Below are 26,688 nucleotides of genomic sequence, written 5' to 3'. Positions count from 1 at the left end.
CTTAGTTCGTCTCGCGCTTCAGCCGCTCGGCCAGCGCCGCGATCTCGTCCGGCTCCAGCAGCCAGGTACGTGTCTTGCGCCCTTCGCGATGCACGGGCTGGGTCAGCAGCACGCGCGCCTGCGCCTTGGCTTCGGGCTTATAGAGTCCATAATGGACGGCGCAGTCGCGTATCGTGCCGATCAGCGGCGGTTTGCCGTCCAGGTCGATCATGGTCGCGGGCTGATCCCAGGGGATGGCGGCGACGCCGGGATATTTCTGTTCCATGGCGCCGGGACACCACGCCCCGGCACCGAAATCAAGACATAAGCGATAGACCTGGGCATCGTACGGCCAAAATCAGTGCAGCAGCATCATCAGAATCGGGTCGCGCGTCGCGCCCGGATCGCGGCGAATTTCCGCCTCCTCCCGCCCGATCGCGCGAAAGATCGCATCGCCGATCTGGCCGGACACATTGTCGGCCAGCGCCGCATAATCCCTCCCCCCGCTGGCGGAGAGCGCGGCGGACAGCATTTCGAACATGTCGGACCGCAGCGCGCGCGACGCGCCGGGCAGCACCGCCTCGACCACCGATCCGCGCGCTTCGCGCGCCAGCAGGTCGGTCGCCGCCGTCGGGCCGCCACGCAGCACCGACACGGCATCGGCCAACGTCATGCGCTGCACCGCTTCCATCACGATCGGCGTGGCATTGTCGGCCAGATCGACCGCGACATCGTTGAGCGACCGGGCCACCTGATTGCGCACAGCGTTCGTGCGCAGCAAGGCGGACAGCACCGCGCCGCCCTTCCCGCCGCTCAGGTCCGGCGGCACGATCCGGGTCAACTGGTCGTCATAAAAGCCACCCGGTTCGGTCAGCCGGGCAAAGGCGCGCTCGCTCGACAGTTGAAGCAGCCGCCGCACCGCATCCTCGACGGTGTAGCGCCCCATCGGCGTGGCGCAGGCCGCCAGTGGCAGCAGCGCCAAGGCCGCGATCAGGCTGCGCCTGTCGGAAAGTCCGAATATTTGCTCCATGCCGCATCTCCCTTTTCGTGGCGGACGCTATGGCCCGGTCAGGCTTGCGGGGCGCTGAACGTGGATAAAGAACGCCATGCTCCCGCGAAGGCGAGAGTCCAGTTCAGGCGGCAGGACTGGGTTCCCGCCTGCGCGGGAACAGGCAACACTATGTAAAGAGCGCCCGCACAGAATCCGGCACCCGTTCCGCCCGCAATCCGCCCGGTCGGCTGGCGTCGGGCGCAGTCCATACCCGCTTTTCGACACAGTTCACGCACAGCCGCCCGTTTAGCGACAATCGATGCGTCACGGTGAAGCTGCTGTTGCCGAAGACCGGCGAGTCCGCCTCCACCAGCACATCGTCGCCATAGGCGGTGGGCACGAAGAAACGCGCCGACACATCGACCATCGGAAAGCCGGCAAAGGCCATGGTCGCCAGCATGTCCCGCTTCTTGGGCAGGCCAGCCTGTTCGAACAACAGCATCGTGCTTTCGCCGAAAATGTCGAAATAACGCGGCGCATGGACGATACCGGCGGGGTCGCAATGGCCCCATTCGATGCGGACGATCCGCTGGAAGAAAGCGTTCACGCGAGAATGGTCTTTCCCTGCCTGGTCGTTTTTTCCGCCATTTCCGCGTCGGTCGGCGGCGTGGGGATAAGAAGCCCGCGCTGCACCGCGGGCCGCGCTGAAATCCTGTCGAACCAGCGCTGAAGATGGGGGAAGCCGCCCATATCCACGCCGGCCCACTCATGGCCGCGGACCCATGGAAAGCAGGCGATATCGGCAATCGAATAATCGCCGACCAGATAGTCGCGTGTCGAAAGCTGCGCGTCCATCACCCCGAACAGGCGCTGGCTCTCCCGCACATAGCGGTCGATCACCGACGGCAATTTCTCGTCGAAATAGCGGTTGAAGACGGTCGCCTGTCCCATCATCGGGCCAAGGCCGGACATCTGCCACATCACCCACTGGATGACGCGGCTGCGGTCCCGCGCGTCGGTGGGGAGGAAGCGGCCGTATTTCTCCGCAAGATACAGCAGAATTGCACCGGATTCGAAGATGGCGAAATCCCCCGCGTCATGATCGACCAGCGTCGGGATGCGGCCATTGGGGTTGAGCGCGACATACCAGTCCTGTTTCTGGACGCGATCGGTCAGCGCAATCGGCGTGACCTTATAGGGCTCACCCAGTTCCTCCAGCAGGATCGAGACTTTCCACCCGTTGGGCGTCTCCGACGTCAGCAGTTCCAGCATCATTCTCTCCGGCTTTTCTTGTCACCATCCAAAGCAAAGCCCTGGCCCCGCCGCAAGACGAGTGGCGGCGCTATCATTGCCACTGACAGGTTGGACGGCCCGGATTACCGGGTAGTCGCGCTGATAGTATCGACAGACGACTTGCGGCCTGCCCGATCGACGGCCAGTTTCATGCCTGAAGGCGCACCAGACGCCATAACCATAAGGTGAGGATGAACAGCGCATGTTGACGCTCTACAGCTTCGGTCCGGCTGCCAACAGCCTGAAGCCCCTGCTGGCCCTGTATGAAAAGGGGCTGGATTTCACGCCCCGCTTCGTAGACCCGACCCGGTTCGAACATCATGAGGATTGGTTCAAGGCGATCAATCCGCGCGGTCAGGTGCCGGCGCTGGACCATGACGGCCATATCATCACCGAATCGACCGTGATCTGCGAATATCTGGAGGATGCCTTTCCGAATGCTACGCGCTTGCGCCCGACCGATCCGGTGCAGATCGCGGAGATGCGCGTATGGACCAAATGGGTGGATGAATATTTCTGCTGGTGCGTGTCCACCATCGGCTGGGAAAGGATGATCGGCCCGATGGCGCGCAAGCTGTCCGACGCCGAGTTCGAGGAGAAGCTGAAACATATCCCCATCCCCGAACAGCGAGCCAAGTGGCGCAGCGCCCGCGCCGGCTTCCCCCAGGCGGTGCTGGACGAGGAAATGCGCAAGATTCGCGTGTCGATCGACCGACTGGAACAGCGGCTGGCGCAGAGCCCCTGGCTGGCGGGCGACGACTATACGCTGGCCGATGTCTGCAACTTCGCGATCGCGAACGGGATGCAGTTTGGCTATGCCGACATCGTCAACAGGGAGGCGACGCCGCATCTGGTCGCCTGGATCGAGCGCATCAATGCCCGCCCGGCAGCGCAGGCCATGTTCGCGCGGTCCAAGAGCGAAATGCCGCCCCGTCCCACCGCGACGGCGGCCTGATCCATGAGCTGGCAGGATGAACCGGCCGCGGGACGACTGCGCATGTACCATATTCCCGGCTGCCCCTTTTCCGAACGGATCGAGCTGCTGCTCGATCTGAAGGGATTGCAGGGCATCATGGCCGATCATCAGATCGACATAGCGCAGCCGCGCCCCGACTGGCTGCTCGCCAAGACGCGCGGGACCACGGCCCTGCCCGCGCTGGAACTGGAAAATGGCGCGACGCTGAAGGAAAGCATGGTCATCATGCGCTATGTCGAGGATCGATACCCCGATCCGCCGGTGGCGCGCAGCGATCCCTATGAACATGCGGTCGAGGCGATGCTGTGCGCGACCGACGGCCAGTTCACCGGCGCGGGATATCGCATGATCCTGAACCGCGATCCCGCCAAACGGGACGAGCATAAGGCCGAAGTGGACGCGCAATATGCGCGGCTAGACGAGTTTCTGCGTCACTATGCACCCGACGGCGACTATCTGTTCGACCGGTTCGGCTGGGCGGAGGTCGCCTTCACCCCGATGTTCAAGCGGCTCTGGTTCCTCGACTATTATGAAGCCTATCAAATCCCGCAGCACCTGACCCGGCTGCTGCGCTGGCGCGAGGCGTGCCTGTCGCATCCGGTAGCGCAGCGCCATCATGGCCATCGCGAACTGATGACGCTCTATTATGACTACAGTCAGGGTGGCGGCAATGGTCGCTTGCCCGAAGGCCGCACCGTCTCCAGCTTCGCGCTCGAACCGCCCTGGAACAACCGCCCGCTGCCGCCGCGCGACAAATGGGGGGCGCGCGCCACCGACGCCGATCTCGGCCTTCTTCCCGCATAAGGATTTTCCCATGCCCAATACGCTGCAACATTATATCGATGGCCTATGGGTCGACAGTCAGGGCGGCCGCACCGTCGCTGTCATCAACCCCGCCACCGACCAGAACGCCGCCGACCTGATCCTCGGCACCGCCGCCGATGTCGACGCGGCCGTGGTCGCGGCTCGCCGGGCGTTCGAGACATATTCCCAGACCAGCCGCGAGGAGCGCGTCGCGCTGCTCGAACGGATCGTCGGCGAATATCAAAAGCGTGTCCCCGACATCGCCCGCGCCATCGCCACGGAAATGGGCTGCCCTATCTCCATGGCGCAAACAGCGCAGGCGGGATCGGGCCTGGGCCATCTGGGGCAGGCGCTCAACGCGCTCAAAAATTACGAATTTTCCGAGAAGATCGGCGACAATCGGGTCGTGCGCGAACCGATCGGCGTGGTTGCGCTCATCACGCCCTGGAACTGGCCGATGAACCAGATCCTCGCCAAGGTCGGCCCGGCGTTGGCGGCTGGCTGCACGATGATCCTGAAACCGTCGGAAGAAGCCCCTAGCTGCGCCGCCATCTTCGCGGAAATTCTGGATGCCGCGGGCGTGCCGCCGGGCGTCTTCAACCTGGTGCAGGGCGATGGCGAGGGCGTGGGCACCGCGCTCGCCCAACATCCCGACATCGACATGGTGAGCTTCACTGGTTCCACCCGCGCAGGGATCATGGTGGCCAAGAATGCCGCCGATACGGTCAAGCGCGTCGCACAGGAACTGGGCGGCAAGTCGCCCAACATTATCCTGGAAGGCACGCCGCTCGACAAGGCGCTCCCCGGCGGGGTCGGCGGTGTGCTGCTCAACAGCGGCCAGAGCTGCGTCGCGCCCACCCGGATGCTGGTCCACAAGTCCCAGCATGACGAAGCGGCGGAAAAGGTCGGCGCGCTGTTCGCCGCCAAGAAGGTCGGCGATCCGCAGGTCGAGGGCGACCATATCGGCCCGGTCGTCAGCCAGCGGCAATGGGACCGCATCCAGCGCCTGATCCAGACCGGCATCGACGAAGGCGCGACCCTCGTCACCGGCGGCCCCGGCCGTCCCGAAGGGTTGAGCGAGGGCAGCTATGTCCGTCCCACCGTCTTCGCCAATGTCACGCCGGACATGACGATCGCGAAGGAGGAGATTTTCGGTCCCGTCCTCGTCCTCATGCCCTATGAAGACGATGAAGACGCCATCCGCATCGCAAACGACACGCCCTACGGCCTGGGCGCCTATGTCGCGGGCGATCCCGCCCACGCGCGCAAGTTCGTCAGCCGCATTCGCGCGGGCGCCGTATTCGTCAATGCCGGCGGCCTCGCCTTCGACATGCCGTTCGGCGGTTATAAACAGTCGGGCAATGGCCGCGAATTCGGCAAGTTCGGGCTGGAGGAATTTCTGGAGGTCAAGTCGGTCATAGGCGCGCTGCCAGAGGAAGTCGACTGATGGCCAGCCTGCCGATCGCAGCCGATGTCGAGGATAGCGCGCGGCAGGCGCCCGCGCTGATCCGCTATCTCGATGAAGGCGATTTCGTCACCCGGCGCTACGTGTCGCGCGGGGTCGAGATCAACACCGGCCGCTATGGCGATCACCGCATGGTCGTGCGCGACGGGATGCCGATCCGCGATCATTTCCGTTTCGACACCCACGGCTTCATGCTGGGCAAACACCCTAGCGCGATCACCGACTTCTTCGACAAGGCAGAAGTCGATCGCCTATATCTGCGCGAATGCGAAGCGGCGATCCAGGCGCTGACCGGCGCGTCCTGCGTATCGGCGGGGGGCTGGATGATCCGCACCTCTGCCGATCTGACCGCCCGTGTGCAGGAAAAGGTCGAAAATTACCGCCATGAAGGCGGCATCCAGCCGCCCGCGGGCGAGGCCCATGTCGATTATAATGAGATTACCGGCCGCCGGGCCGCCGAACGGGCCTACGCCGCCGCCTTTCCCGACGGCCCCGGCTATAAGCGCTATGTTTGCGTCAGCTTCTGGCGCACCTTCACCCCCGGTCCACAGGACTGGCCGCTGGCGGTATGCGACGGGCGCACCGTGTCCGACGAGGAAGCGACGTCCAACACATTGTTCGTGGTGGACGAATTGCCGACCGGCGACGCGCTGACCGCGCCGGTCCCCGGCGAAGATCAGATGATCGCGGCCTCCATCTTCCGCCATCGCGACCGGCACCGCTGGTGGTATTTTTCCGACATGGCGGCTGACGATGTGCTGCTGTTCAAATTCCAGGACAGCGATCATAATGTGACCTGGCGCTGCCCGCACACCGCCTTTCACGACGGCAGCCTGCCCGACACGAAGACGCGCTCCAGTATCGAAGTGCGCGCGGTGGCGTTTTTCGAATAGCCCCCGTTCGGTTCGAGCTTGTCGAGAACATTGCGCTATGCTTTTCGACAGGCTCGAACCGAACGGAATAAATTGGCCTACCAGCGCAGCAACCCGATCAACTCTCGCCGCCAAGGCCAAAGCAATATCGCGTTCAGTACCAGCGTTACGATACCGAACGCATATTCGACCACGCCGGGATCGAGCACGAAATTCCAGTAGCCGATCACGATGTTGAGCGGGACGCAGGCCAGCGCCGTGGGTAGCACCGCCCGGTTGGCCAATATCAGCAGCGCGGCGACCACCTCCATCAGCTTGATCCAGGCGAACAGGCCGCTATGGATCAGCGCCAGCGTGAATTCCTGCGCCAGCGGCGTATTGCCCAGCGGCTGAAGGTCGAAGGGGGTGAAATATTCCACCCCCGAAAACAGGAACCAGCCGCCGAAGATGATCCGGGCGGCAGTGAACGCCGCCCCGGTGCCGCGCCCCTGCCCGTTCAATGCGATCATGGTCAGAACCCCGCGGGCGCGGCGTCGAGCAGGATCGTTTTGGTTTCCAGATAGGGCTGCAAGCCTTCCACCCCGCCTTCGCGACCGATGCCCGATTGCTTGAAGCCGCCGAAGGGCAGGCCGAATTCCAGCTTCATGCCATTCTGCCCGAAGCCGCCCGCGCGGATGCGCCGGCCGATGCGATAAGCGGCATCGGCGTCGTTGGTCAGCACCGATCCGTTCAGACCAAAGCTGCTGTCGTTGGCGATACGGATCGCATCCTCCTCATCTTCGGCGGGAATCAGGCAGAGCACCGGACCGAAAATCTCTTCCTGCGCGATGCGGCTGCCATTATCGACATTCGCGAACAGGGTCGGTTCGATGAAATAGCCCTTGTTCAGATGCGCCGGACGATTGCCGCCCGTCACCAGATCGGCGCTCTCCCGACCCAGGGCGATATAGTCCTCCACCCGGTCCAGTTGGCGTTTCATCGCCACCGGGCCAAGCTGGGTGTCGGGCGCGTCGCTATGGCCGATGCGGATGTCCTGCATCACCCTGGCGATGGCGTCGGCCAGTGCGTCATGCCGGTGCCGGGGCACGATCGCACGGCTCAGCATGGCGCACACCTGCCCGCTCATGATGGTGATGGTATTGCCCAGGATCGCGGCGGCGGCCTCGATCGGGAAGTCGTCGCGCACGATCGCCGCCGACTTGCCGCCCAGTTCCAATGTGCAGCGCGCCACGCGCCCGGCGCATACTTCGCCGATCCGCTTGCCCGCCAGCGTCGATCCGGTGAAGGTTACCTTGTCGATGCCGGGGTTGCGCACCAGATGGTCGGATGCATCGCGCCCGGCCGCAACCAGATTGACGACGCCCGCCGGCACGCCCGCCGCCGCCGCCGCTTCGGCCATGATATAGGCCTCCAGCGGGGTTTCGGGCGAGGGTTTCATGATGACGGTGCAGCCCGCGACCAGCGCATAGGCGACCTTCGCCGACATGATGCCATAGGGCGCGTTCCACGGCGCGATCGCCGCGACCACGCCTGCGGGTTCCTGCACCACGATGGCGGTATTGACCATGTGCGACGGCCGCCGCTCCACGAAGGGATAGGTCTCGGCATAGCCGGCGATCGCCATCAGTGTCGCGGTCGCGCCGCCGGTCATGACCGGCGCGAAACTGGCGAGGCCGCCGACCTGCGCGGTCCAGGCGGCCGCCAGTTCGGGCGCGCGCTTTTCCAGTTCGACGCCCATCCGCCGCAGACAAGCCCCACGCTCGGCCGGGTCCATGGTCGGCCACGGCCCTTCATCGAACGCCTTGCGTGCGGCGGCGACGGCGCGGTCCATGTCCGCTTCCGTGCCGTCGGCGACGCGGGCGACCACTTCCTCGCTATTGGGCGACACGATCTCAATCACGCCGTCACCGGTGGAATCGATCCATTCGCCGCCGATGAACAATTTATCGGGATGGGCGATGCGGATGGCGTCGGGGGTCATGCTGTCCATTTCCTCTCAAAAGCTCTTCTTGACCGTCGCGGTCCATTCGCGCGGACGGCCAACCGTGCCGGTGACGACGCCGAAGGTGCCGACATTTTCCGCCACGCCATTATAGTAGAATGTGTCGAAGACATTGGTCACGCCCACGCTGAGCGACCAGTCCTTGTCCGCCGCCTGATAGGTCAGTCGCGCATTGACCAGGCTGGGCGCGTCGATCAGATTATAGGGGTTGTTGACCGAATTATAATAGAAATCGGAGCGCCAGGACCAGTCGATCCGCGGCGTCAGCGTGCCGTTGCCGCCCAGGTCCGCTTCATATTGCACGCCCGCCGACAACTGCCATTTGCTGATGAACGGCGCGATCATGTCCTTCGTCACCAGCGTCGCCGGGTTGGTGATCGTCTTATAGTCGAAATCCAGATAGCCGACCGACGCATCGAACGACAGACCGTCCGCCGGGCGCAGTTGCGCTTCCAGCTCCCATCCGAACACTTCGGCGTCGCCCGCATTGGACGGCACCGAACAGGACAGGACGATGCTTTCCGGGCACTGGTAGCGGACGAGCTGCATGTCGTTATATTTGTTGAGGAACACCGCGCCGTTCAGGCGCAGCATGCGGCCAAGCAGATCGGCCTTGAACCCGGCTTCATAGGTGGTCAGCTTTTCCGGGCCGAATGTCTGGACCTGGTCGGGCGCGGACGGACGCGGATTGATGCCGCCCCCCTTGAAGCCGGTCGATAGCTGGGCGTAGGTCATGAGTTCGTCCGACCAGCGATAATTGACGCCGATACGGTAATCGACCCGGTTGCCCTTGAACGTGCCGGTCAGCCCATCCAGCCCGACGAGCAGGAAATTGGGCGTGAAGAAGGCGCCGCTCGGCAAGCTGCCGTCCACATTGCGGCGCGAATAGCGATAGGTCTTCTTGTCGTCGGTATAACGCAGACCGCCGATGATATTGAAAGCGTCGGTCACATGAAACTCGCCATGGGCGAAGGCCGATATGCTGCGATTCTTGATCACGTCGTCCGACAGGAAATCGAACAACAAGGTCGGGATCTGGCTGCGGCCCTGAATCGTGTCGGTGGCGTTATAATAGAAGCCGCCGACGGTCAGGTCGACCAGATCGTTGAAATTGGCGCTCAGGCGCAGTTCCTGCGTGAACTGCTCATGGCCATAGGTGAATTGCTGCAACAGGATGGCCAGCGGCGATCCGTCGACGTCGATCGCGCTGGTGCCGTCGGCGCTGCGATAGCCGGTGATCGATTTCAGCTTCAGGCTGTCGGACAGGTCATAGTCGATCGTGCCCGACAGGCCCCAGGCCTTGACCGTGCTGGTCGGGCTGGCGGTGAAGCCGCCCGGCGCGATCTGGGTCGGGATGCCGAACACGGTCGTATAATTGCCGCCGGTCGCATAGGTCGCGTAGGAACTATAGCTCTTCGCCCCGGTCATGAAACGGCTGTCGAACGGGATGCCTGCGGTCGGATCACCCGCGACATAGCTGCGCACCGACGGATTGTCAGCGTAGAGCAATTTGGTCGCCACCGTCTCGCTCTTGTCCTTCGACACGTCGGCGACGATGTTGATTTCCAGCGGCGATCCGGCCGGCGCGTAGCGCAGCGCGGCACGCAAGGCCATCACGTCGATCCCGCCTTCGGTGCCGATCCGGCAATTTTTGTTGCCGCTGCTGGCCGGGATGCCCGACGTCGGGTTGACGCAGCCATAGTCGAGCAGCTTCATATAGCCATCGACATTTTTCGACACGCCCGACACGCGCAGGAACAGGTCGTCGGTCAGCGGAATATTCGCGCTGCCGCGCAGTTCCAGCCGGTCGAACCGGCCATAGGTCGCCTCGCCAAAACCGCCCGCCGTGGAATCCGGCTTCTTGCTGAACAGCTTCACCGCGCCACCGACGCTGTTCTTGCCGGCCAGCGTGCCCTGCGGCCCGCGCAGCACCTCGACCCGCTCCAGGTCGGTCAGGTCCATGACCGCGCCGAAGGTGGTGCCATAATAGATATCGTCGATATAGATGCCGACGCCCGGCTCCAGCGCGAAACTGGCGTCGAGCTGGCCCACGCCGCGGATGAAGGCGGCCACGGCATTGCCCTGAATGCTGGTCGCGGGGGCCAGCGCCACGTTGGGCGCGAATTGACCCAGGTCCGTCACGCTAGTCTGGCTGCGCGCCGCCAGCGTATCGGCCGACACCGCGGTGATCGCGATCGGCGTATCCTGCAAATTCTGCGCGCGGAACTGGGCGGTGACGATGATGTCGGCTGCGCCGGCCTGATCGGCGGGCTGGTCGGGCGTCGCCGCCTCCTGCGCCAGTGCGGGCGCGGCGATCATCGCCGCCGCCAACGCCAAACCCGCTACACGCCCGTGAAACCGGCTCTTCCAGATTGTCGCCATTATCTTTTCCTCCCTCATATGATGGCCGCCAGGCGCAGGGGAGGAAGCGCCGGACCAGCCATTACCGGTTCCGGTGGGGGCGGCGCTGTGCGCCTGCCTGCCTTGCCATCCTCTTTGCCCGGCCAGGGCCTTGCGTCTGTTCCGTTCAGGACGGAGAGGTCTTTGCCTCGCCGTTGTTAAGTAACGATCGTTAGTATGTTGTCAAGCGGCTTGGTGCGCCTTCGCGCTCGCCAATTGCGCCGCCGACACCCAGGCGCCATGGACCTGCGCGCGCATCGGCAGGGGCATCGGCACGCGCGCGACCGGCCCGGCGGCGATGGCGTTTGCGTCCACCACCCAGAGTTCGGACTTAAAATCCGCCTCCCCCGCCTGGCGATCGACCACCATCAGCAGCCAGCCGTCATGCCCCGCCTGTGCCGATGGAACATGGACCGGCTCACTGATCGCCATGCCGAATTCCAGCCCCATCATGTCGATGCGGCCATTGCCCGGTTCGATCTGCAACAGCGCGTTGAAGGCGAAACCGACCGGGCCGCCCGGCAGCGGCGGACCGCCCTGCGGGTTCATCGACAGATACCAGGCCGATCGATAGGGCCGCCCCTGGTCCGCATCGCGCAGCCGCGGCATGTCGCCCGGCGGGCCGATCAGCCGCTCCTCGAACCCGTCTCCCGCCTTCGACAGATCAAAGGTCCAGCGGGTCAGGCCGCCGCTTATCTCGCGCTGGTCGCGCTGGATGCCGCCCGCTTCGCGCATGAAACCGAACGCATTGGTGTCCGACAGGCAGAGGTCGAGATGAACGAGATCGCCATCGTCAAAGGCGTTGACAATGTGAAAGGCAGACACGCCCGGCCGCCCGCGGAACCAGCGCATCTCCGCCACCTTGCCGTCGCGTGGCATGATGCCGACCCAACTGTCCAGATCTTGCTGATGCGCCCAATGCGCGCCGCCCGACTTCAACCGGTCGAGATCGGCCGTGGTCGGAAAAATCGGGAAGATGGCATATTGCTGCGTGATTGCGAAATCATGGATGGTCGAGCAATAGGGCTGATCAAACCAGTGTTCCGACACCAGATTGCCGTCCCGGTCGGCCACACCATAGGCCACCTTGGTCGAACACAGCCCGTCCGCTTCATAGCCGAAGAAGAACATCTCCCCGGTGTGCGGGTCGACGCGCGGATGCGCGGTGAAGGTCTGCGACGTGAAGGCGCCATGATAATTCCACCGGCCGATCGTCTCCAGCGTGTCGGGATCGACCTCATAGCCAAGGCCATCCTCCTTGGTCATCAACAGTCGCCCGCCATGCCAGACCGGCGTGGTGTTCGCGACGGTGCGGTCGCGGCCGGCCACGGCGGGATCGTCGGTGAAGGGGTTGCGATAGCGACCGAACAGAGCGCGCCGGGCGTCCTTTTCCAGCGCGTGGCGCTCGGTTTCGACATAGCGGATGGCATAATCCACCTTGCCCCCCTGGATGGTGAATTTCGCGACCATGCCGTCGCCCGACAGCACTATATCGTCATCGAACATCGGGGCATGGGCGGGGTCCGGGACAGCGCGGAAAAAGGCGCCGTCTATCTCTGCGGGGATTGCGCCGATGACGTCCAGATTGCGGGCGGCCCATTCGATGCCGACGGGTGTGTTCAATCCGACAAAATGAATGGTCTGGGGATAGGCTGGCATGGCCTCGATGTTCCTCTCTTATCTCGACTCATAGTAACAATCGTTACTGTTGTTGCCAAGCGGAGAGTATAAGACGCCGTCAGCGCAGCCGCATCGGCAAGCCGGCGGCCAGGAACATCGCTTCGTCGGAACAGGCCGCCACCGCCTGGTTGATGGTGCCCGCGACATCCCGGAACCGTCGCGCGAGCACATTGTCCGGGACTATACCCAACCCCACCTCGTTCGCGACCAGGATCACCTGCCCCCGCGCCTGTCGAAGCGCCGCAACGAAAGCAGCCACCGCTTCATCGATGTCCCGCTCCGCCATCATCAGGTTGGATGCCCAAAGGGTGAGACAGTCGATCAGCAATATGCGCTCCGGGCGTGATTCCCTCTGCACGATCGCCGCAAGCGCGATCGGTTCCTCGATCGTGCGCCAGCGGTCGCCGCGCTCCGCCCTGTGGCGCGTGATACGGCTGTCCATTTCGCTGTCCAGCGCCTGAGCGGTCGCGACGAACAGGCAATCGCCCGACATGGCTTCGGCGCGGGCGAGCGCATAGCGGCTTTTGCCTGATCGTGCGCCACCTAGCACCAACAAAATCGTCATAAGTCACACCATGCGAAGGGGGCGGCCGCCAGCCCAAGGAGCAGACAGGCGCGCAGATAGATGCGCAAGGCCGCATGGAGATCGGCGGCGGCGAGATGTAATCGGCCCGATCCGATCCACGGCTTGTCCTGCGACACGCCATCATAGGCTATCGGCCCCGCCAGCCGAACGTCAAGCGCACCCGCCATCGCCGCCTCCGGCCAACCCGCATTGGGGGATGCGTGGCGATGCGCGTCGCGCAACATGATGCGCAAGCCCCGTCCGGCACTCAGGCACAGCAACGAGCCGGACAGACGCGCGGGGATCAGATTGAGCAAATCGTCGAGCCGCGCCGCCGCCCAACCAAAGGCGCGCCACCGTTCCTCGCGATGGCCGATCAAGCTGTCGGCGGTATTGATCGCCTTATAGGCCCACAGGCCGGGCAAGCCACCCATGGCCAGCCAGAAGAGCGGCGCCATCACGCCATCGCAGAAGCTTTCGGCCAGGCTCTCGATCGCGGCGCGCGCGATGCCCGCGCTATCGAGCCGATCGGTATCGCGGCCCACGATCATGGCGACGGCCATACGCGCCGCACCAAGATCGCCCGCCTGCAAGGGCGCCGCCACCGCGCGCACATGCCGGTAGAGACTGCCCGCCGCCATACCCGGCACGGCGCACAGCATGATGAAAATCCAGGCCCAGCGTCCCGCAATGCGATGCAGGCCCCATTGCAGCAAAAGCCCCGCCACGGTCGCGACGACAAGCAACAGAAGCACGCAGCCGATGCCCGCCACATATCGCGTCCAATCGGCCAATTCCGGTCGATTCCAGCGCCGATCGCACCAGACGATGATCGCCGCGAAAATGCCCACCGGATGGCCGATGCGCCGATTCAGCGCATCGGGCCAGCCGATCGCCCCCTCAATCGCCAACGCCAGCAAAGCCACAGGTTCAGCCATCGGTCAGCGCCCGATCCAGCCGCGCCAGCGCAGCGGCGTCGCGGGGCAGCCCGATCCTCAGCCAGCGCGGATTTTCGTCGAACGGCCGGGTCAGGATCGCGCACCGGGCCAAATGATCGAACAATGCCGCGGCATCCTCGGCAACGATCAGGCGAAACAGCGGACAAGCGCCTTGCGGACTCAGGCCGCGCGCGCGCAAGAGCTGGTCCAGCGCCGCCCCCTGTTCGATCAGCTGCGCCCGCGTGGTGGTGATCCAGTCGCGATCCGCATAGGCACTCGCGCCGATGACCAGCGCTGCGGTTGATAGGGGCCAACTGCCCAGCCGTTCGCGAAACCGTGCGATGATCGCGCGCGGCCCGATTACAAAGCCCAGTCGCACGCCCGCCAAGCCGAAAAATTTGCCGAAAGAACGAAAGATGATGAGCCGCCGGTCGTCCGCGACACGATCCGCCATGCTGATAGCCGGCAGGCTGTCGGCAAAGGCTTCGTCCAGCACCAGCCAGCCGTCACTTGCCTCCTGCCGCTCCAGCAGCCCGTCCAGCGCCGCCCTGTCCAGCAGGCGCCCGTCGGGATTGTTGGGATTGGCGAGCAGCAGTATCTTGCCGTCCGGCAAGGCGGAATCATCGACGCCGGGGGTGAAGGCGATACTGTCCGGATGGATGTCGCGATGGGTGCGGTAACAGGCTGCGCCGTGCACGATAGCGCCGGATATGATGCCGCTCAGTGAGCGCAAGCCCGCCTCGCTTCCCGGCAGCGCGCACAGATAAGCGGGATCGACGCCGAAATGCCGCGCCGCGTTCTGCTCCAGCGCGGCCAGTTGTGCGTCACCGGGCAAGGCGCGCCAGTCGATCGCGGGCGCCTGTTCGACCGGCCAGCCATTGGGATTGATCCCGGTCGACAGGTCGATCCAAGATGCCTGCCCCTCGCCGAACCACCGCCGCGCGTCGTCCAGCTTCCCGCCATGATGGGTCCAGCGCGTCATGACGCTCGCGCCCACACGATAACTGCGAGCAGAAGGCCGCTTTCCAGCAATTCGATACCCGCGCCATGGCTGTCGCCGGAAATGCCGCCGATGCGCGTGAAAATCCACCAGCCCCATAATCCGGCCAGCGGCGCCATAGCCAGCAGCGCCGGCATCCAGAAGGCGGCGGCGAGGAGCATGACGCCCCACAGCGCCAGATCGGCGGGGCGGATGACCGCGCGGAATTGCGCGCCAAGGCCGTCATGCAGAGGCGGCAGCCAGCGGCTCCAGAGCAGCGGCCCAATCCGTGCGGCGAAGGGGATCAACAGCAGCGGGCCAAATGCCGCGGCCTGCACAAGGCCATGGAGCAGCACCAGCTTTGCGATCAGTTGCAGCGCCACCGCCGTTGCGCCCATGGCCCCGACATGCGGATCGGCCAGCACGGCCAGCAAGCGTTCGCGATCCCGGTGGGCGGCGCCCTTTGCGTCGGCGAGGTCGGCCAGTCCATCCAGATGCAGCGCACCGGTCACCCAGACCCACGCCAGCAGCGCGAGCAGCGCGCCGGTCCATGCATCGATCCGGGCGCCGGCCCATGCCGCGCCGGCCACCAGCCCGCCGATCATCAGGCCCGCCGCCGGGAACCAGCGCATCGCGGCGGCGAACGCCGGCCCGTCCGCTTCCACCCTCGGCAGGGGCAATCGCGTCAGAAATTGCAGCGCAAGGATCAAGCCCTTCATGTCACCAACCCCACAAGCTGCGCCCAGGGCCGGTCGCCCGGCCAGAGGCGCAGCGTGAGGCAGGCGGCATAGGGCAGATCGACTGTCCAGATCTGACGCTGGTCGAAGCCGCACAATGCCGCCAGCGCCGCGCGCATCGCGCCGCCATGGGTCACGACCAGCGTCGGTCGGCGCGGAAGAGCGGCGATCGCCTCACCGACCCGCGCTACCAGCGCAGACCAGCGCTCGCCTCCGGGGGGCGGACAGGCATCGGGGTCCGCGTAGAAATGCGTCAGGGCCGCCTGGTCCAGCATCGCCGGATCGGCGCCATCCCATGCCCCGAAATCCAGCTCCCGCCAGCGCGGGTCGGTCCGCGACGCGATGCCGCGCTGCGCAGCGATGGCGGTCGCCGCCTGGCGCGCGCGCGTCAGATCGGACGATGATATGACTTCCACCTCCAGCGTATGGGCGCGCGCCACGCAGGCGGCGATGCCTGCATCGGTGGCGGGCCAGTCGGCATGTCCCAGCAATCGCCCGGTCAATTCGGGCGCCCCATGTCGCATCAGATGGAGCAGCGTGCCGCTCATCCGCCCGCCGACACGCCCGCATCGGCGAAGGTCGCCATCTGGTCATGCGCCGCCAGCGCGGTGCGGATCACCGCCACCGCCACTGCGCCGCCGCTACCCTCGCCCAACCGCATGTCGAGGTCGAGCAATGGCCTCAGCCCCAGCCGGTCGAGCAGCCGCCCGTGACCCGCCTCGGCGGATCGATGTCCGGCAATAATATGATCGGTGATCGTAGGCATGGCCACCGCCAGCGGCGCCAGCGCCGCCGCACAGATGAACCCGTCGAGCACCACCGGCACATGACGATGCCGCGCCGCCAACATGGCACCGGCAATGGCGACGATCTCCCGCCCGCCAACCCGGCGCAACGTCTCGAACGGCGTCATCGGGGCGTCTGCGTGATAGGCCATGGCGAGTTCGACCACCTGTCGCTTCATCGCCAGGCCATGCGCATCGACACCGGTCCCCGCGCCGACCCATTCCCTCGCGCTGCCGCCAAAGCTGCGCTGGCACAAAGCCGCAGCGGCGGTGCTGTTGCCGATGCCCATCTCGCCCAGCAGCAGCAGGTCCAGGCCCGGATCGACCATGTCCGCGCCGCAATTGAGCGCCGCCAGACAATCCGCCTGGCTCATCGCCGCAGCGACGGTGAAATCCTCGGTCGGGCGGTCGAGGTCGATCGGCACGACATGCAGATCCAGCCCGGCTGCGCCCGCCAGCGCGTTGATGGCGGCCCCCCCTGCGGCGAAATTCGCGACCATCTGCGCCGTCACTATGGGCGGAAAGGCGCTGACGCCATGCCGCGTCGCGCCATGATTGCCCGCAAAGACCGCTGCCCGGCCGCGATCGATATGCGGGCGCGCGCGCCGTTGCCAGCCGGCCAGGAAGATGGCGATCTCCTCCAGCCGACCCAAAGATCCGGCCGGTTTTGTCAATTGCCCCTGACGCGCTGCGGCAGCGGCGCGGCAGGCCAGGTCGGCCCGCGGCAGGGACGCCAGCGCGTCGTCGAACGCCGCCTCGGTGGGAAACAGGCTCATGTGGCGACGAACCCGGCAGGCGGCAGACGCACGATGAAGTGGCCCTTCACCCCTTGCGGCCAGTCGGCATAAGGCACCTGGCCATGGGCGCTCGCGGCATGATGCGCCGCATAGTCGAGGATCGCGCGCGCGGCATCCTCGTCAGGCGTAAAGCGCCCCAGCACATAACCGATCTTCCCCGGCGCCCGCAGATGGACGGCGCAATGGTCGGAACAGGCGAAGAGGCAGGGCATGTCCTGCACCGCCACCCCGTCATAGCGGTCCGACCCGGCCTTCACCCGGCGCAGCGCCTCCGCCAGCCGCGCACCGCCGCGCACGCCATCGGCATCTTCCCGCTGCCCCGGCGAGTGGCGGCAACTGCTGCACACCACCACCGCCGGACCATCCTCGACCGCGCGCAACATCAGGCGGTCGCCGCACGGCGCAGCCGGCCGCTGCGGTCGGCCAGATGCTGCAAGGCCGGCAGGCCGGCCAGGATCATGGCGTAGCGCCCGAACTGCCGCGCCATTACATCCGGCGCGAAGGCCGCCCAGCCGGAATCGAGCGCCCACGCGCCCGCCAGGACGGCCATCTTGAACGTAGCGAACGCTGCCCCATAGGCCACGACCAGCCGCACCGCCGGATGCGCGTGCGGCAACAGGCGCGCCGCACCATCCGCGCCGAGCAGCGACGCGATCGCCGCCAGCGCCATGGTCCCGGCCCAGACGCCATTCTCCACAGTCGTTTCATAGCCCAGCAGGCAATAGCCCACCCCCTGCGACACCGCCCAGGCCGCGAGCATCAGGATGATGCCGTCCTGCCGGCGGACATGCAACGCGGCCAGGGCGGCCAGGGCGGGGAAAGGCGTGGCGCAGGCCAGCGCCAGAGTGGTTATGGTGCTGGCCAGCGTCATCAATCCGATCCAGAGATGGCGGGCGGCGGCAGGGGGCAGGCTGTCCATGGTCATACGCTCCTTGTCAGGGGGGATCAGAACCGCGCCCGCAGGCCAGCATGAATGCTGCGGCCCAATTGACCGTAGCGCCGCGCGGTTTCATAATATTCGTCGAACAGATTTTCGACCCGGCCGAATAGCGTCAGCTTGCCCATGACCGGCATTTCGGCACGCAAATCCACCAGCGTGTAGGCCGCGTTGACCAGTGGCGCGACCGTGGCGCTGGTGCGCGCGGTGTCGAGCGCCTTGCCCGACCAGCGCACCGCCACGGCGGTACTCAGACCGAACGCCCAGTCGTACCGCGCTGTCGCATTGGCCGCATGGCGCGGTCGCCGCGCCAGTTGGTTGCCATAGTTCAGGCCCGGCGACCGATCCTCCGCGGACACCCAGCTATAATTGCCGTCGATCGTCAGCCGACCGACATGGGCGACGCCGGCCAGTTCCAGCCCGTGCGCCTCGCTGCGCTGGACATTGGCATAATAGCCAAAGCGCGGCGTCGTCGTGCCCGGCGCATAGCAGAGCGGCGGCCGGTTGGTCGTCGGACAGCCATTATAGGTGATGAGATTGTCGGTGCTGCGATCGAACCAGGTCGCCGACAGGATCAGCGCATGGTCGAACAGATGCTGTTCGATGCCGGCGTCCCAGCCATGGGCCTTTTCGGGGACCAGGGCGGTGTTCCCATAATCGCTGTAGAGCTGGTAGAGCGTCGGCGCCTTGAAGCCCTCGCCATAGCTCGCCCGCAGGATCGTGCGGTCCTTGACCAGCGCCCAGGCCGCGCCCGCACCGAAGACCGTGTTGCCGCCAAAGGTCGAATGATGATCGTAGCGCACTCCGCCATTGACGGTCAGGCCGGCCAGCGGCTCGACGCTCAGTTGGGCATAGAGGCTGTCGATATCGGCAGACCCGCGGGTCGTGGCGTAGGCAGCCAAACTATCGGAAGGCGAAGCCGTGCGCATCCGCTGCTCCTCGCGCTCCGCGCCGAAGGTCGCGGTCCAGCCCTGCGCGATGGTGAGCACGCCCTGATATTCGTAGCGCTTCGTCTCGCCTCTGGCGGTGAAACTGGTCTGACGCAGTTTGCGGGCGGGATTGACGTTGTCGCGCAGCGTCTCGCTGCGGCTGAAGGACAGGCGATTGCGCAGCGCACCGCCGAACAGATCGGCGTTGAGGCCGGCGTAGCCGATCCATTCCTCGACTTCCGAATATTCGGGGCTGTCGGGAATGGCGCCGGCGCTGTCGATATCCGTGCGCCCCTTGGCATAATAGCCGCGCATATCGATCGACACGCCCGGCGCCAGCGCGACGCCCAGACGCCCGTTGAGCGTGCCGTTGGTGTAGCCGTCCTTCTCCTTGGCGCCAAAGCGCGGGCTGATCGCCGAGATGCCCTCCGTCGTGAAGCGGCTGCCCGCGACCTGCCAGTCGATCGCGCCCTGTCGTCCGCCCAGCGCAGCGCGGGCGCTGACGGTATCGCGCGATCCCGCCTCGATATCGAAGCTGCCTTCGATCGGGCGTTCGGCCCGTGCGGTGACGATGTTCACCACGCCACCAATCGCCTGGCTGCCCCAGAGGATCGACTGTGGACCGCGCAATATCTCGATCCGGTCGGTATCGCCGGTCATCAGCGTCGCGAAATTATAGCCGCCGCCGGTCGAGGACGGATCGGCCAACTTCACGCCGTCGATGACCAGCACGGTCTGGTCGGCCTCCGCGCCGCGAATGCGGATCGAGGTCGCCGTGCCATAGCCGCCATTGCGGGTGAAGCTGACGCCCGGCGTGCGGATCAGCAGGTCGGACACCACCAGCGCCTGTGCGGCGTCGATCGCCGGCTTGTCGATGATGGTGATGCTCGACGCCACCTGTTCAATCGCCTGCGGCTGGCGCAGCGCGGTCACGATCACATCGCCCGCATCATCGGCCCAGGCCGGCGTGGACAGGCCCGCTAGAATGAAAAGGCCGCTCTTTGAAATCCAATGCATCATAATCCCCCAGTCGTTGACAGGACCGGGCGGACGCGACGCGGTGGCGATGCAGGGCGCACGCGCACGACATCGCCACCGTGCGAACCCGCACGGTCAGCTTGTCGTTGCGCGAGGATATCCTCGTTCGACCGGCACACCCTGTCCGGACGAAGAACGACCGCGACAGGCAGGTCTCCTGGCTTGCGGGTCAATGCCGTATTCGAAGCGCCTTCTCGGGATCATCGATTCCAATGGCTTGTGCCTCGATGGCTCGCCGCTCACAGTTGCAGGGGCAGCCGGGGTCTTTAACCCCGTTCCCTTTTGATCCCCTTGCGGGGAACCTGACGCGCAGCCGCCCTAATCGACTTGGATCAGGCGATCAAGTGGAAGAAGCCACCGGTCACCTGGCCCGCGCGGTGGCCCGCCGGAGGAAGGGCCTGCCCCTCCGCATCGGCCATGTCGGCCAGCGGCTCGCCCTCGCTGGCGGTGATGCTGGCATAGTGGAACTCATGACCCAGCAATAGCTGCCCGACAGAGGCGAAGCTGGCGCCCTGCCGCAGCCGCGCGCTGCGATAGCCCAATGTTCGGCGCCTGCGCGCAAAACTGGTATCCATCGGCAACAGGCCCGCCATCGGGTGGACGACGCCGTCGCCATCCTCCAGCGTGCGGCCCAGCACCATATAGCCGCCGCATTCGCCATGCACCGGCCGGCTCTGCGCAAAGGCGCGCAGGCCGCTCAGGAACTGGCCATTGGCCGCGATCCGCGCAGCATGGAGTTCGGGATAGCCGCCGGGCAGCCAGCAGGCATCGCAATCGGCGGGCGGCGATTCGTCCGCCAGCGGAGAAAAGAATCGCAGCTCCGCGCCGGCCGACCGCCACCAATGTACGATATGGGGATAGAAGAAGCTGAAGGCGGCGTCCCTGGCGACGGCGATCCGCTGCCCCGGTGGCCGGATGCCGGGCGGTTGCGCCGGCACGTCTGTCGTAGCGCCGGCCGCCGCCTGGATCGCATCCAGATCGCATTGCGCCGTCACCCGCGCTGCGATCGCGTCGATTCGCCGTTCCAGTTCCTCCGTTTCGCCAGCCTGCACCAGTCCCAGATGGCGGGACGGCATGGCCAATCCCTCGTCCGTGGCCATCGCACCCAGCAGCGGCAGGCCGATACGCGCGAACCCATCCTCGATCATGCGGACATGGCGCGTGCTGGCCACCTTGTTGGCGATCACTCCGGCGATGGCCGGCGCGCCGGGAAAAGTCGCGCAGCCATGCGCCACCGCCGCCACCGTCTGCGCCGCTGCGCGGGCATCGACGACCAGCAGCATCGGCCAGCCCAACAGCCGCGCCACATCGGCCGACGCGCCCGAACGACCCGGCGACCGTGCGCCGTCATAAAGGCCCATCGCGCCTTCCGCGACGACGAGTTGGACAGTTGTAGCGACGTGCGCCGCCAGCCCCTGCAGCATGGTCGGCGCCATGGCGAAGCCGTCCAGATTGACCGAGGGCCGGCCAGTCGCGGCTTCGTGAAAGGCCGGGTCGATATAGTCGGGTCCGCATTTGGCGCCCTGCACGCTCAGGCCGCGATCGGTGAAGGCGCGTTGCAGGCCGATCGTCACCATCGTCTTGCCCGCGCCCGACGCCGGGGCGCCGATCACCAATCCCGCGCCCAGTCGCGGCGTCACGACGTGCGCCATACCGGCAAGGGGGCGATGGCATCCACGAGGAGGGCGGCGCGATTCGGTGTCATGCCCGCCTTGTGGCAAAGCAGGCCCCGCGCCGCCAGCGCCTCAATGGCGGCGGAGGCGCCTCAGCAGATGATCCGCACCCTTGTCGCCGATCATGATCGCGGTGGCGTTGGTATTGCCAGCGGGAAGGCTGGGCATGACCGAGGCGTCGGCGACCCACAGCCCCTCGACGCCGATGACGGCCAGATCGGCATCGACCACCGCCAACGCATCGTCGCGCACGCCCATCCTGGCCGTGCCGACCGGATGATAGAGCGGGATCGACGCCATCCGCACATAGTCCCGCAACTGATCGGGATCGGTCAGTGCCGCGCCGGGGCGTAGCTCCCCCCTTATATGTGTCGCAATCGGTGTCTCATGCAGGATGCCGCGGGCGATGCCGATGCCCTCGACGATCTGGTCGACATCATCGTCGCTGCCCAGTTGCCGATGCTCGATTTTCGGCGGCGCGAAGGGATCGGCGGAGCGGAGACTGATCCGCCCCCGATGGCTGGGCCGCATCAGCCCGACCAGGGTGGATACGGACGGCGTCTTGCGCAGCATCAACCGGCCCTGTTCATCGAAATCGAATGCGAAGGCGGCGAAGCTGATCTGGAGATTGGGCGCGGGCAATTCCGGCCGGCTCTTCACGAAAGCCTGCGCATGGCCGATCGCAGTTGTCAGCGTGCCACGCCGCGACAGCGCATAGCGCAGCAGCTGCCATGCCCCGCGCAAGCCCCGCGCGTCGCTGTTGAGCGTTCGCGCATCGACTTCGTTGACGACATGGGTGCCGACATGATCCTGAAGGTTGCCACCAACGCCGGGGCGATCGCACACCAATTCTATCCCATGGGCGCGCAGATGATCGGCCGGGCCGATACCGGACAGCATCAGCAGGCGCGGCGTGTTCATCGCGCCCGCGCTCAGCACCACGCCATGACGGGCGCGCAGCGTCTTTTCGACGCCGTCCTGCCAATAGACGATACCGACTGCGCGTCCTGCCTGGATCAGGATGCGCAGCAATTGCGCGTCCAACATTATGGTCGGCGCCTTGCCGCCGCGCCGCTCGTGCAGATAGCCGCGCGCCGCCGAACAGCGCGTGCCGCCTCGCTGCGATACCTGCACATAATCGACGCCCTCGGCATGTTCGCCATTCAGGTCCGCTGATCGGGGGATGCCCGCCGCCTGCGCCGCCGCAATCCACTGGTCGGTGATCGGATAGCGCGCGCGCCCTTCGGACACCGCGATCGGACCGCCGGTGCCGCGCCACTGGTCGGCGCCGCGCTCATTATCCTCCATGCGCCGGAAATAGGGCAGGACCGACTCATAATCCCATCCCGCCGCACCCTGCCGTGCCCATTCGTCATAGTCCCAGCGATGGCCGCGGATGAACATCATGCCATTGAGCGCGCTGCCGCCGCCCAGCATCTTGCCCGCCGGCCAGATGTCGGCCCGGCCACCCAGCGACGGGTCCGGCTCGACCTGATGGCACCAGTCATAAGCCGGATTCTGCACGATCGCGCTGGTCAGCGCCGGGACGCGCGATCGCATATGCCGATCGGTCTTGCCCGCTTCGACCAGGGTGACGAACAGGCCCGCATCGGCCAGCCGCCCGGTCATCGCGGACCCGGCCGAACCGCCGCCCACGACGATGATGTCGGTATCTTCCATGGTCGTTCCTAGAAATTGGACATGATGGCGGCGCTGGGCGCGTCAAGCGGCTTGCCCGCCGCCTTCAATTTCAGTTCCCGCTCCCGCAACGGCCCCTGCTCGGCGATCAGCCAGGCGTGGATGGCGTCGGCATCTTCGGCGCTCAGCAAGTCGTCCCAGCGCGGCATCCCGCCCGGCAGCAGCAGGCCGTCGCGGACGATCTGGTTGAACACGTCATGCGTCCCCGGCAGCATCCGGCGCAGATCGGGCGCCGTGGAGCGCAATTGGTTGCTGTGGCAGATGGCGCAGTTCTGGAAGAACAGCCCCTGCCCCTTGGCGATCATCGCAGGCGTCACGCCAGCCTTCTGCGCGGGCGGCGCAGAAGCGACCTCCGCAGGCGGCAACGCCGTCGGCGGCGGCACCGGGCCGCCATCCAGCTTGAAAACCAGGATGCGGTTGGCGTTGCCGTTGCGATAGGCCGCCGAATAACGCGGGACATAGCCCCAGCCGCCCCCGCCGAAACCGGCCGCGACCGCGACATATTGCACGCCCTTCACGCGATAGGTCATGGGCGCGGCCATGATGGACGTGCCGGTATCGATTTCCTTGATCAGCTTGCCAGTGTCGGCGTCGCGGACGATCAGCTTGCCGCCGATCGTGCCATGGACGATGAGGCCCGACGCAGTGGACAGCATCCCCATCCGGTCCTGCCAGCCCTCGGTCGGGACCGCCCAGCGCGCCTTGCCGGTCAGCGGATCGATGGCGCGCAACTCGCTGCTATAGGGCTTGTCCTTCACCCACTGCATTTCGGGCAGCTTTTCAACCTGCTCGCGGATCGCGGGCGGCAGGGTGGGAAGCACCGCCTCCAGTTGCGGCGTGAAGATGAGGGTCGTCTGGACGTTGAGCGCCTTGGGCCGCCGCGCCGCCGCCGGGGTGCCGGGCGGGACAGTGAACATGAGGTTCCCCATGTCCAACACGGAGGCGTAATAGCTCTTCCGCTTGGCGTCGTAGGCCGCCGGATACCAGTTGCGCGCGCCCGCCGAGGCCGGGAAGATGATGCGCGGACCGTTCCAGAAGTCGGTGCGGTCCGGCGTCATCTGCGGCACGCCATCCTTGTCGAACCCTTTGGTCCAGTTGGTGCGCACCAGCGGATTGACGCGCAGCGGCTTGCCGGTTTCGCGATCCAGCACGAACAGATAGCCGTTTTTGGGCGAATGGAGGATGACCGGGCGGACCTTGCCGTCCACCTCCATGTCGGTCAGCACCATCGGCTGGGTGGCGGTAAAGTCCCAGCTGTCGCCGGGCGTTTCCTGATAATGCCATTTCACCGCCCCGCTCTTGGCATCCAGCGCGACGATCGAGGAGAGATAGAGGTTCGCGCCGCCCTTGGGCGATCGGGTCGCGATCGAATAGGGGCCGCCATTGCCGACGCCGATATAGACGGTGCCGAACTTGGGATCATAGCTGATCGCGTCCCACACGGTGCCGCCACCGCCAATATCCCAGCGGCTATTGGCGTCCCAGGTCTTGAGCGCGACATCGAGCGCCTTGTCCTCCTGCGGCCCCTTGGCCGGATCATGGGGCACGGTGAAGAAGCGCCAGGCCTGCGTGCCGTCGGCGATACGATAGGCGGTCACATAGCCGCGCACGTCATATTCCGCGCCGGCATTGCCGATGATGACCAGATCGCCTGCCACTTCGGGCGCGCCGGTGCTGGTATAGCCCCGGCTGTGATCGACGACCGTGTCAGTCTTCCAGAGGATCTTGCCGGTCTTCGCGTCGAGCGCGTAGAGCATCCCGTCAAGCGCGCCGACCATGACCTTGCCATTCGCGAGCGCGACGCCGCGATTGGCCTGGTCGCAGCAGGTGGAGCGGTTCGCCTGCATGTCCACCTCCGGCTCGAAGGTCCAGAGCGGCTGGCCGCTCGCGGCGTCGAGCGCATAGACGCGGCCAAGATTGCCGCTGCTATACATGACGCCGTCGACCACCACGGGCGTCGCTTCCTGCACGCGGTTGGTATTGAGGTCATAGGACCAGGCGAGGCCCAGCCGTCCGGCATTGCCCTTGTCGATGTCGGTCAGGCGCGAATGGTGGCTGCCCCAGACGTCGCCGCCGGTATAGGGCCAGTCGTCGCCCGCGCCGCTGTCGCCACCCGGCCCGCTACCCGCACAACTCGCCAGCGCCAGCAGGCCTGCAATCGCCAATAACGATTTCTTCACAGCGGCCAGCCTTCCTTGTGCGCCAGCATCACATCGCGCAGGCTTTTGGGCTTGCGGCCGGTGATCTTCTCGACCCAGTCGGTCTTTTCCGCAAAATAGCCCTCGCGGATCGACTGGCCGAATGTCACCATGTCGTCGCTCGACCAGGGGATCGGCCCGTCGGGCGCGATATCGGAGGCATGGCGCGGCGCGCCCAGCGCATCGAAATAGGCGAACATCGCGTCGTCATCGACCGGATCGACCACGATCGGCTTGCCGGCGATTTCGCTGGCCATCGCCATCGCCTGCGGAATGGTGATGAGGTCGGGGCCGGTCAGCACATAGGCCTGATTTTCATGACCCGGCTGGGTCAGCACGCCGACCGCGGTCGCCACGCAATCGTCGCGGCTGACGAAGGCCACCGGGCCGTCACCGCAATTGTCGGGCTTGCCGCCCATCATCAGCGCGGGAATGGTCATCGGCCCGGCGATCGCCTCGGCATATTGGCTGTCGCGCAAATGGGTCCAGGCGGCGCCGGAGGCTTCGATGATCTCCTCGGTCGCGCGATGGTCGTTCTTGACGATCGCGGGATTGCCGGGCTGATCGGCGGCAATGATCGAGGTATAGACGATATGCCGCACGCCCGCCGCGACCGCGGCCTCCACCGCATGGCGGTGCTGGCCGACGCGGGTGCCAACGCGCGCGGTGCTGATGAGCAGCATCTTCTCGCCCCCCGCCATCGCGGCGGGCAGGCTCGCGGGATCGTCGAAATCGGCGAAGCGCACGTCCGCGCCGCGGGCGGCCAGATCGGCCAGCTTCGCCGGTGTGCGGGTCAGCAATATCGCGTCCTGCGGCGTGATTTTTTCCAGCAGCCATTGCGCCGCCGCGTGGCCGAAGGCGCCCGAAGCGCCTGAAATGATGATCTTCCCCATGCGTCCTCTCGCTTGCATGATCTGTCGTCTTGTTGCAGATAATCGTAACGAATGTTATC

The 26,688-nt window shown here is 65.8% G+C and carries 25 protein-coding genes and 1 riboswitch; of the genes, 4 read left to right on the top strand and 21 right to left on the bottom strand.

Annotated elements, in window-relative coordinates:
• Position 1: 1 nt before the first annotated feature.
• From sphantq_RS20340 to sphantq_RS20325, 4 genes are all read right to left on the bottom strand, one after another.
• Positions 2 to 265 carry a sulfatase-modifying factor protein gene (locus sphantq_RS20340; RefSeq protein WP_066609186.1) on the bottom strand — a complete coding sequence of 88 codons (264 nt, stop codon included), beginning with the start codon at positions 263 to 265 and terminating at the stop codon, positions 2 to 4.
• A 72-nt stretch (positions 266 to 337) separates the two neighbouring features.
• The gene (locus sphantq_RS20335) at positions 338 to 1,009 is read right to left on the bottom strand and encodes a DUF4197 domain-containing protein (protein WP_272800545.1); all 672 of its coding nucleotides are present in this window, start codon (positions 1,007 to 1,009) and stop codon (positions 338 to 340) included.
• A 148-nt stretch (positions 1,010 to 1,157) separates the two neighbouring features.
• A complete protein-coding gene (locus sphantq_RS20330; protein ID WP_272800544.1) occupies positions 1,158 to 1,577 on the bottom strand; it encodes an acyl-CoA thioesterase in 420 nt (139 codons plus the stop codon).
• On the bottom strand, positions 1,574 to 2,245 hold the full coding sequence (locus sphantq_RS20325) for a glutathione S-transferase family protein (protein WP_272800543.1): 672 nt from the start codon (positions 2,243 to 2,245) through the stop codon (positions 1,574 to 1,576). Before sphantq_RS20325 ends, sphantq_RS20330 begins: the two co-directional genes overlap by 4 nt.
• A 220-nt stretch (positions 2,246 to 2,465) precedes the next feature.
• Between sphantq_RS20325 and sphantq_RS20320 the strand changes: the two genes are divergently transcribed.
• The 4 genes from sphantq_RS20320 to sphantq_RS20305 are packed head-to-tail and all read left to right on the top strand — an operon-like array spanning position 2,466 to position 6,401.
• Entirely contained in the window at positions 2,466 to 3,218 is a 753-nt protein-coding gene (locus sphantq_RS20320; protein ID WP_272800542.1) for a glutathione S-transferase family protein, read from the top strand.
• Between the two features lie 3 nt (positions 3,219 to 3,221).
• The gene (locus tag sphantq_RS20315; protein WP_272800541.1) at positions 3,222 to 4,043 is read left to right on the top strand and encodes a glutathione S-transferase family protein; all 822 of its coding nucleotides are present in this window, start codon (positions 3,222 to 3,224) and stop codon (positions 4,041 to 4,043) included.
• Between the two features lie 10 nt (positions 4,044 to 4,053).
• Positions 4,054 to 5,490, top strand: a complete 1,437-nt coding sequence (locus tag sphantq_RS20310) for an aldehyde dehydrogenase family protein (RefSeq protein ID WP_272800540.1) — start codon at positions 4,054 to 4,056, stop codon at positions 5,488 to 5,490.
• The gene (locus sphantq_RS20305; RefSeq protein WP_272800539.1) at positions 5,490 to 6,401 is read left to right on the top strand and encodes a CmcJ/NvfI family oxidoreductase; all 912 of its coding nucleotides are present in this window, start codon (positions 5,490 to 5,492) and stop codon (positions 6,399 to 6,401) included. The genes sphantq_RS20310 and sphantq_RS20305 overlap by 1 nt, the downstream gene beginning before the upstream one ends.
• 77 nt (positions 6,402 to 6,478) lie before the next feature.
• On the opposite strand, the gene sphantq_RS20300 is transcribed toward sphantq_RS20305, so the two are convergent.
• The 17 genes from sphantq_RS20300 to sphantq_RS20220 all read right to left on the bottom strand — a co-directional run bounded on the left by sphantq_RS20300 (position 6,479) and on the right by sphantq_RS20220 (position 26,629).
• A complete protein-coding gene (locus tag sphantq_RS20300) occupies positions 6,479 to 6,889 on the bottom strand; it encodes a hypothetical protein (RefSeq protein WP_272800538.1) in 411 nt (136 codons plus the stop codon).
• Between the two features lie 2 nt (positions 6,890 to 6,891).
• Positions 6,892 to 8,361 (bottom strand): aldehyde dehydrogenase, encoded by a 1,470-nt coding sequence (locus tag sphantq_RS20295; RefSeq protein WP_272800537.1) that lies wholly within the window; start codon positions 8,359 to 8,361, stop codon positions 6,892 to 6,894.
• 15 nt (positions 8,362 to 8,376) lie between these two features.
• Positions 8,377 to 10,764 (bottom strand): TonB-dependent receptor, encoded by a 2,388-nt coding sequence (locus tag sphantq_RS20290; protein WP_272800536.1) that lies wholly within the window; start codon positions 10,762 to 10,764, stop codon positions 8,377 to 8,379.
• A gap of 201 nt (positions 10,765 to 10,965) precedes the next feature.
• Positions 10,966 to 12,441: a carotenoid oxygenase family protein gene (locus sphantq_RS20285; protein WP_066609178.1), complete on the bottom strand. Its 1,476-nt coding sequence runs from the start codon at positions 12,439 to 12,441 to the stop codon at positions 10,966 to 10,968.
• 79 nt (positions 12,442 to 12,520) lie between these two features.
• Entirely contained in the window at positions 12,521 to 13,027 is a 507-nt protein-coding gene (gene cobU, locus sphantq_RS20280) for a bifunctional adenosylcobinamide kinase/adenosylcobinamide-phosphate guanylyltransferase (protein WP_066609177.1), read from the bottom strand.
• Complete coding sequence (gene cbiB / locus sphantq_RS20275; RefSeq protein ID WP_129926852.1) at positions 13,024 to 13,965, bottom strand: adenosylcobinamide-phosphate synthase CbiB; 942 nt, start codon at positions 13,963 to 13,965, stop codon at positions 13,024 to 13,026. The genes cobU and cbiB overlap by 4 nt, the downstream gene beginning before the upstream one ends.
• Complete coding sequence (locus tag sphantq_RS20270) at positions 13,958 to 14,947, bottom strand: threonine-phosphate decarboxylase (RefSeq protein WP_272800535.1); 990 nt, start codon at positions 14,945 to 14,947, stop codon at positions 13,958 to 13,960. Before sphantq_RS20270 ends, cbiB begins: the two co-directional genes overlap by 8 nt.
• Positions 14,944 to 15,663, bottom strand: coding sequence for an adenosylcobinamide-GDP ribazoletransferase (locus tag sphantq_RS20265; RefSeq protein ID WP_272800534.1), 720 nt, complete (start codon positions 15,661 to 15,663; stop codon positions 14,944 to 14,946). The genes sphantq_RS20270 and sphantq_RS20265 overlap by 4 nt, the downstream gene beginning before the upstream one ends.
• Entirely contained in the window at positions 15,660 to 16,229 is a 570-nt protein-coding gene (locus sphantq_RS20260; RefSeq protein ID WP_272800533.1) for a histidine phosphatase family protein, read from the bottom strand. The genes sphantq_RS20265 and sphantq_RS20260 overlap by 4 nt, the downstream gene beginning before the upstream one ends.
• Complete coding sequence (cobT, locus tag sphantq_RS20255; protein WP_272800532.1) at positions 16,226 to 17,242, bottom strand: nicotinate-nucleotide--dimethylbenzimidazole phosphoribosyltransferase; 1,017 nt, start codon at positions 17,240 to 17,242, stop codon at positions 16,226 to 16,228. The genes sphantq_RS20260 and cobT overlap by 4 nt, the downstream gene beginning before the upstream one ends.
• Positions 17,239 to 17,646, bottom strand: coding sequence for a DUF1636 domain-containing protein (locus sphantq_RS20250; protein WP_066609172.1), 408 nt, complete (start codon positions 17,644 to 17,646; stop codon positions 17,239 to 17,241). The genes cobT and sphantq_RS20250 overlap by 4 nt, the downstream gene beginning before the upstream one ends.
• Positions 17,646 to 18,182: a hypothetical protein gene (locus sphantq_RS20245; RefSeq protein WP_272800531.1), complete on the bottom strand. Its 537-nt coding sequence runs from the start codon at positions 18,180 to 18,182 to the stop codon at positions 17,646 to 17,648. Before sphantq_RS20245 ends, sphantq_RS20250 begins: the two co-directional genes overlap by 1 nt.
• A 26-nt stretch (positions 18,183 to 18,208) precedes the next feature.
• Positions 18,209 to 20,149, bottom strand: coding sequence for a TonB-dependent receptor plug domain-containing protein (locus tag sphantq_RS20240; protein ID WP_272800530.1), 1,941 nt, complete (start codon positions 20,147 to 20,149; stop codon positions 18,209 to 18,211).
• Positions 20,150 to 20,297: 148 nt separating this feature from the next.
• A riboswitch (cobalamin riboswitch) is annotated at positions 20,298 to 20,488 on the bottom strand.
• A gap of 11 nt (positions 20,489 to 20,499) precedes the next feature.
• Positions 20,500 to 21,807: a cobyrinate a,c-diamide synthase gene (locus sphantq_RS20235; RefSeq protein WP_336314457.1), complete on the bottom strand. Its 1,308-nt coding sequence runs from the start codon at positions 21,805 to 21,807 to the stop codon at positions 20,500 to 20,502.
• A 105-nt stretch (positions 21,808 to 21,912) separates the two neighbouring features.
• The gene (locus sphantq_RS20230) at positions 21,913 to 23,520 is read right to left on the bottom strand and encodes a GMC family oxidoreductase (RefSeq protein WP_272800529.1); all 1,608 of its coding nucleotides are present in this window, start codon (positions 23,518 to 23,520) and stop codon (positions 21,913 to 21,915) included.
• An 8-nt stretch (positions 23,521 to 23,528) separates the two neighbouring features.
• Positions 23,529 to 25,718: a PQQ-dependent dehydrogenase, methanol/ethanol family gene (locus sphantq_RS20225; protein ID WP_272800528.1), complete on the bottom strand. Its 2,190-nt coding sequence runs from the start codon at positions 25,716 to 25,718 to the stop codon at positions 23,529 to 23,531.
• Entirely contained in the window at positions 25,715 to 26,629 is a 915-nt protein-coding gene (locus sphantq_RS20220; RefSeq protein WP_066609169.1) for an NAD(P)H-binding protein, read from the bottom strand. The genes sphantq_RS20225 and sphantq_RS20220 overlap by 4 nt, the downstream gene beginning before the upstream one ends.
• Positions 26,630 to 26,688 lie beyond the last annotated feature (59 nt).

This window comes from Sphingobium sp. AntQ-1 (assembly GCF_028538045.1).
GTDB lineage: Bacteria > Pseudomonadota > Alphaproteobacteria > Sphingomonadales > Sphingomonadaceae > Sphingobium > Sphingobium cupriresistens.
Note: the sequence above shows the minus strand (reverse complement) of the source record. Positions and strands in the feature narration are given on the sequence as shown.

Coding starts and splice junctions, on each gene's coding strand:
- sphantq_RS20340 (WP_066609186.1), bottom strand. CDS start 265: ATGGAACAGAAATATCCCGGCGTCGCCGCCATCCCCTGGGATCAGCCC.
- sphantq_RS20335 (WP_272800545.1), bottom strand. CDS start 1,009: ATGGAGCAAATATTCGGACTTTCCGACAGGCGCAGCCTGATCGCGGCC.
- sphantq_RS20325 (WP_272800543.1), bottom strand. CDS start 2,245: ATGATGCTGGAACTGCTGACGTCGGAGACGCCCAACGGGTGGAAAGTC.
- sphantq_RS20320 (WP_272800542.1), top strand. CDS start 2,466: ATGTTGACGCTCTACAGCTTCGGTCCGGCTGCCAACAGCCTGAAGCCC.
- sphantq_RS20315 (WP_272800541.1), top strand. CDS start 3,222: ATGAGCTGGCAGGATGAACCGGCCGCGGGACGACTGCGCATGTACCAT.
- sphantq_RS20310 (WP_272800540.1), top strand. CDS start 4,054: ATGCCCAATACGCTGCAACATTATATCGATGGCCTATGGGTCGACAGT.
- sphantq_RS20305 (WP_272800539.1), top strand. CDS start 5,490: ATGGCCAGCCTGCCGATCGCAGCCGATGTCGAGGATAGCGCGCGGCAG.
- sphantq_RS20300 (WP_272800538.1), bottom strand. CDS start 6,889: ATGATCGCATTGAACGGGCAGGGGCGCGGCACCGGGGCGGCGTTCACT.
- sphantq_RS20295 (WP_272800537.1), bottom strand. CDS start 8,361: ATGACCCCCGACGCCATCCGCATCGCCCATCCCGATAAATTGTTCATC.
- sphantq_RS20290 (WP_272800536.1), bottom strand. CDS start 10,764: ATGGCGACAATCTGGAAGAGCCGGTTTCACGGGCGTGTAGCGGGTTTG.
- sphantq_RS20285 (WP_066609178.1), bottom strand. CDS start 12,441: ATGCCAGCCTATCCCCAGACCATTCATTTTGTCGGATTGAACACACCC.
- cobU (WP_066609177.1), bottom strand. CDS start 13,027: ATGACGATTTTGTTGGTGCTAGGTGGCGCACGATCAGGCAAAAGCCGC.
- cbiB (WP_129926852.1), bottom strand. CDS start 13,965: ATGGCTGAACCTGTGGCTTTGCTGGCGTTGGCGATTGAGGGGGCGATC.
- sphantq_RS20270 (WP_272800535.1), bottom strand. CDS start 14,947: ATGACGCGCTGGACCCATCATGGCGGGAAGCTGGACGACGCGCGGCGG.
- sphantq_RS20265 (WP_272800534.1), bottom strand. CDS start 15,663: ATGAAGGGCTTGATCCTTGCGCTGCAATTTCTGACGCGATTGCCCCTG.
- sphantq_RS20260 (WP_272800533.1), bottom strand. CDS start 16,229: ATGAGCGGCACGCTGCTCCATCTGATGCGACATGGGGCGCCCGAATTG.
- cobT (WP_272800532.1), bottom strand. CDS start 17,242: ATGAGCCTGTTTCCCACCGAGGCGGCGTTCGACGACGCGCTGGCGTCC.
- sphantq_RS20250 (WP_066609172.1), bottom strand. CDS start 17,646: ATGTTGCGCGCGGTCGAGGATGGTCCGGCGGTGGTGGTGTGCAGCAGT.
- sphantq_RS20245 (WP_272800531.1), bottom strand. CDS start 18,182: ATGGACAGCCTGCCCCCTGCCGCCGCCCGCCATCTCTGGATCGGATTG.
- sphantq_RS20240 (WP_272800530.1), bottom strand. CDS start 20,149: ATGATGCATTGGATTTCAAAGAGCGGCCTTTTCATTCTAGCGGGCCTG.
- sphantq_RS20230 (WP_272800529.1), bottom strand. CDS start 23,520: ATGGAAGATACCGACATCATCGTCGTGGGCGGCGGTTCGGCCGGGTCC.
- sphantq_RS20220 (WP_066609169.1), bottom strand. CDS start 26,629: ATGGGGAAGATCATCATTTCAGGCGCTTCGGGCGCCTTCGGCCACGCG.